This is a genomic window from Parabacteroides sp. AM58-2XD (assembly GCF_003463685.1).
Taxonomy (GTDB): domain Bacteria; phylum Bacteroidota; class Bacteroidia; order Bacteroidales; family Tannerellaceae; genus Parabacteroides; species Parabacteroides segnis.
In genome coordinates, this window is record NZ_QSDP01000217.1 from 1 (window position 1) to 1929 (window position 1929).

Here is a 1929-nt window from a genome sequence, read left to right on the forward strand (position 1 = left end):
ACAACTCTACAAAGGAAACATTTTATTCTGTTTATAACGTTTTTTTGACTCTTTGTTTTACATGCTTTGCAACACAATTAAGGGGATATGTACATTTTGACACACCCCCTTCTCTTATAACTGAAATAAAATTTTATTTAGCTGCTTCGATAGATGCTTTTCTAAATTCTTTCAGTAACTTCTCAAGTTCCAAAGAAGCTTTGCGAGCACGTGTACCTGCTGCTTTGTTACCATTTTCAACCTGTGCATTAGCATTTGTGCTAAATTCTGCAATCGCTGCATTAATTTTCTCTACTAACTCTTTCATTTTACTTTTGATATTTCTTATTATTAAATCGAAGCACAAAAATATAAATAATTATATCATGAGCAACAAAAATTGACAAAACATCTCTGTTCAAGTGCCGAATATTAATAAAAGATTTATTAAACAGCCTCCTCCTACTTATTTAAAGCCTCCAGCAACTGTTTGCCAGGTTTAAATTTAACACTTTTCCGGACTTTTATTAACGCTGGCAGCCGCGCTCATCGTAGCCACCGGTGGGTTTACCTACTTTGATAACGCCAAGCAACTTACCCGTTACTTGGGCTTGTCGCCTACTTATCAACAATCCGGTACGTCAGTCAATGTCAAAGGTCACATCAACCGGAACGGGGATTCAAGCCTCAGAAGCCAGCTCTATGTGGCGGCATTCTCATCACTTAGGTGCAACACCGAGTGCAAGGCATGTTTCGACTGTTTGCGGTCTAATGGCAAGCCAGGCAAGGTTGCGGTCGTTGCTGTCGCCAACAAACTTGTAAGGCAAGCCTTTGTGGTGGTCACGCAAGGAAAACCGGCACAATCTTTCGCAGGACTACAAGGCATACCTATTCTCTTTGATCAGGAGATACAATAGGTGTATAAATTTCTATTAATATATTTTATCAACTTCTCTTGCAGCATTTTCAGGCTCTTATCCATCTTCATTGGTATAAACAATTTAATAATTTAGTGATATTAAGCTATGAAGACGTTGAAATTATTTTTAATGGCCACGGGAGTTTTATTTACTTCTTTAACCTTTCAATCTTGTTTGGATGATGATGATAACTATTATTATGGGTATCTAACGCCAAACGCCCTTGTGACAGTAAAACCGGTTAGTGATAACTCATTCTTCCTGCAATTGGATGACTCAACAACATTATTACCGGCAAACTTGACTTCTTCGCCTTACGGAGATAAAGAAGTTAGAGCACTGGTCAATTTCAGTGTAGTAAACGAACCTAGTGAAGGCTATACTAAAGCTGTCCATGTTAATTGGATAGACAGTATTCTGACAAAACAAATCGCTCCGGATCTGGGAGTGGATAACGATTCTGTATATGGAACAGACCCAGTAGAAATGATTAAGGACTGGGTAACAATTGCAGAAGATGGCTACCTGACACTCCGTTTCAGAACATTGTGGGGAGATCGTAGCAAGGCTCATTTCGTAAACTTACTGGTAAGTAAAGATCCGGCTAATCCTTATGAAGTAGAGTTTCGTCACAATGCTTACGGAGATGTCTACGGAACGGAAGGTGACGGATTGGTCGCTTTCAAACTGGATGAACTGCCGGACACAGAAGGTAAGACTGTTAAGCTGAAACTGAAATGGAAATCGTTTAGCGGCGATAAATCGGCAGAGTTTGACTACTGCACTCGTAAATCCACTCCTGCAAAAGTAGAAATTACAGGCGATAAGAGTGTGCTGAATTTAAAATAAATAGTGTAACATACGAAGCAGATTTAATCTGCTAAAACAAAAAGAGGCTGTGTCGTAATTAAGATTTACGACACAGCCTTTCTTTTTGTATTGACTGAGAGATGAATGTTTTCAAGCGACCGTTTTTTGCGTAATTCTTTCCCATATGCGATTTTTGTCTGGTAAAATCTGCCATACGAAT

Annotated in this window: 2 protein-coding genes and 1 pseudogene; 2 read left to right on the forward strand and 1 reads right to left on the reverse strand. The window is 38.9% G+C overall.

Features of this window, described 5'->3' with window-relative positions:
- Positions 1 to 133: 133 nt before the first annotated feature.
- The gene (locus tag DXA15_RS24880) at positions 134 to 307 is read right to left on the reverse strand and encodes a histone H1 (protein WP_128135829.1); all 174 of its coding nucleotides are present in this window, start codon (positions 305 to 307) and stop codon (positions 134 to 136) included.
- Positions 308 to 497: 190 nt separating this feature from the next.
- On the opposite strand from DXA15_RS24880, the pseudogene DXA15_RS24890 reads away from it, so the two are divergent.
- Together DXA15_RS24890 and DXA15_RS24895 are read left to right on the forward strand one after the other, a co-directional pair.
- Positions 498 to 896 (forward strand): annotated as a pseudogene (locus tag DXA15_RS24890) (transposase); the annotation flags it as partial.
- Positions 897 to 1004: 108 nt separating this feature from the next.
- Positions 1005 to 1748 (forward strand): NigD-like protein, encoded by a 744-nt coding sequence (locus tag DXA15_RS24895; RefSeq protein WP_010803150.1) that lies wholly within the window; start codon positions 1005 to 1007, stop codon positions 1746 to 1748.
- The last annotated feature ends 181 nt before the right edge of the window (positions 1749 to 1929 follow it).